This window comes from Bacillus sp. EB600 (assembly GCF_024494385.1).
In the GTDB taxonomy this organism is placed as follows: Bacteria; Bacillota; Bacilli; order Bacillales; family Cytobacillaceae; genus JAEVLT01.
This window is the reverse complement of sequence record NZ_JAEVLT010000103.1, coordinates 1-2,712: the sequence shown is the minus strand read 5'-3', so window position 1 is coordinate 2,712 and position 2,712 is coordinate 1. Positions and strand designations below refer to the sequence as shown.

Annotated in this window: 2 protein-coding genes; one reads left to right on the top strand and one right to left on the bottom strand. The window is 36.7% G+C overall.

The window, feature by feature from the left end:
* The first annotated feature begins 227 nt into the window (after positions 1-227).
* Positions 228-1,463 carry an IS110 family RNA-guided transposase gene (locus tag JN080_RS28640; RefSeq protein ID WP_256239332.1) on the top strand — a complete coding sequence of 412 codons (1,236 nt, stop codon included), beginning with the start codon at positions 228-230 and terminating at the stop codon, positions 1,461-1,463.
* A 255-nt stretch (positions 1,464-1,718) separates the two neighbouring features.
* Here the strand turns inward: JN080_RS28640 and JN080_RS28635 are convergent, their stop codons facing one another.
* On the bottom strand, positions 1,719-2,585 hold the full coding sequence (locus JN080_RS28635; RefSeq protein ID WP_256239331.1) for a hypothetical protein: 867 nt from the start codon (positions 2,583-2,585) through the stop codon (positions 1,719-1,721).
* Positions 2,586-2,712: the final 127 nt, after the last annotated feature.

Genomic DNA, 2,712 nt, shown 5'->3' with positions numbered 1-2,712 from the left:
ATTTCTGGTTGACCATTTTTTATTTGGTCTTATTATATCAGTAGCCAGGGTAGAACGTAACTGCCCGTGGGGCTTTCGACCCCGTCAGCTAAACGGTTCGCCCCCTACTTGTAGAAACATGATTGAGGCTGGTTGGGACTTAGATCTCGTATAACAAGCGAAGCTGTGACACTGCATGGAGGAATTAGGGGTACTGGCAAATTACTAGTTTAGGAGGAGGATTTAGAATGAGTCCAGTCGTTGGTCTGGATATTTCAAAAGGGGAAAGTCAAGTTCAAGCATTTTTAGATAAAGGCAAACCATACCGTAAGAGTTTTAAAGTATCTCATACTGTTGAGGGTTTTAGTTATCTTGTAACGTTTCTGGAGGATGTGAAAAAAGAGTCTGGTAAGAAGCCTTCAATAATTCTAGAAGCTACAGGGCATTATCAAACTCCTGTTGTTCATTACTTGGAAGAACGAGGATATTTATTGATTATTATCAATCCGTTGATTTCATACAAGGCAAGAGGTTCAAGTTTAAGAAAAGTAAAGACAGATGCCATAGATGCCTATCTTCTTTGTGAGTTGTTCTATAAAGAGGAGTTAGAGCCTTATAAAAAGCGTGGTGTCCAATTATTAAACCTTCGTAATCTTACAAGACAACATGAAAATATTACTGGAGTCACAATTCAAACGAAGCTTCAATTTCAGGCTATACTTGAACAAGTGTTTCCCGAATATAAAGGGGTTTTTGGCGATTTATATTCTGTGGTATCACTCTTAACGCTTTCAGAGTTCCCCTCTTCTGAGGATATTATTAAAGCAAGTGAGGAAACAATTACAGACAAGATACATGAATTATGTAAAAGTCGATCAATCAGGTGGGCAAAAGAAAGTGCGGTTAAACTTAAGGCTGCAGCAGCTCGTAACCCTTTTGAAAAGACAGTCTACCAGAGTCATATTTTAAGCCTTGGTATGTATATTAAAATGATTCTTCAATACAAAGAGCACCTATCAAAGTTGGAGTCGGAGATAGATGCCCTTGCTAAAGAAATTGAAGAATATAATATTATCAAATCTATCCCTGGTATCGGAGAAAAAATCGCTGCAACGATCATTTCAGAAATTGGAGAGATAGATCGATTTACTGATCCTAAAAAGCTGGTAGCTTTCGCTGGAGTTGATCCTAGTGTATTCGAATCTGGTAAATTTACAGCCACAAAGAATCGAATCACAAAAAGAGGGTCAAGTAGGCTTCGTCACGCCTTATATATGGCTGTTCGTTGTGCGATCCGTGATTGCCGTAAAAAGAAAACAACGGATGAAATCATCCCTCGCAACAAGAAAATGCGAGAATTTTACGACAAGAAACGTGGAGAAGGAAAGCCCTTTAAAGTAGCTGTAATAGCATGTGTAAATAAGCTCTTACATTGGATATTTGCCCTTTTAAAGAACAGAACAACTTTCCAAGATATAGCTTAGAACCAAAAATAAACTAGATAACACAAAACTTTCCAAAAACAGACTAACGGAAGGTTATTTGGTATGCACATTTTTAGTATAGCATGAGATATTTTAAGTTTTTATTGAAAAATATTGACAAACTATTAGCTGGTTTAGTTCAAAAAGCAAATTGACCGCTGCATCAATCATTGCCGGAAAACCAAAAAAGACATAAAAAAGACCGTCGTGAGACGGTTTTTAATTGAAGTAAAGATTAATATGCCCTAACTATTGCTAAAACAAATCTTCTGTCCTAATGACTTTATAATCTAAATTTCGAACCGTATATCTCTCGGTAGGATGATTTGGATACCCAACATTTCCATCGAAGAAGGTGATTACTGTGGTTCCATCATTATTTTTAACAAATTGATTAAAGCTTCCCCCAGCCCCGCTGATATTCGACCAGTGTAATGTTATCGTATTGCCTGAAGTTCCTTCCTTAACTATACTCCATAAATTCCTTCGATAATTTTCCCATATAATATCTTTAGCTATCACATTATTCGTATTCTTATATGTGTTCTCATAAAAATCGATTGCTTGATCCATACTTCCCCATGCATTCTTTTGGAATGTAAATTCGATAAGCTGCTGTCCTTTTGGCACTGTACCATCTGCTAAGTATTTGTTGTAAGCCACACCTTCAACAGTTATACCTTCAAAATTACTGCCATTTCTTTTCAATAACAAAGCATGTTGCTGCTTGCCTTCGTTATTTTTTATCGTTACAACAGTATACCCATGAGGATCTTTATTTTTAGCGATTACATAAGAAAAATGGTACACGTAATTGACTGTTAATTGCCCATTGTTAAAGTACCAAATGCTACTTACACCATCCTGTTTTCCCGTTGCCAGCCAAACACCACTGACTTTAACACTCGCCTGTGGTACTTCAGAAGATGTTGAACTTTTAGATGATGATGTCTTTACTGCAGGTTTTGTTTTTTGTTCGGAATTATGTGATGTCGTTTCTGTTGTTTTTGTATTTTTTCCCGAACTTTGCGGGGAAGTTTTGGTTGATTCACCGTTCGTTTTTCCACATCCAGAAAGCACTACCCCAAGTAGAACTACCCAAACAACTATTATCTTTTTCATTTACATTACCACCCCTTTTATATAAAATGTTTTTTCATTATTTTAACATTTTTAGTTCAACTAAACTCCCACTAGTGGAACAAGAAAAAGGGCTGCCGTCAACCCGATTTTTCAACGAAAGCATCCT

Excerpts from the sequence above, each read along its gene's own strand:
- JN080_RS28640 (WP_256239332.1), top strand. The coding sequence starts at position 228 with ATGAGTCCAGTCGTTGGTCTGGATATTTCAAAAGGGGAAAGTCAAGTT.
- JN080_RS28635 (WP_256239331.1), bottom strand. The coding sequence starts at position 2,585 with ATGAAAAAGATAATAGTTGTTTGGGTAGTTCTACTTGGGGTAGTGCTT.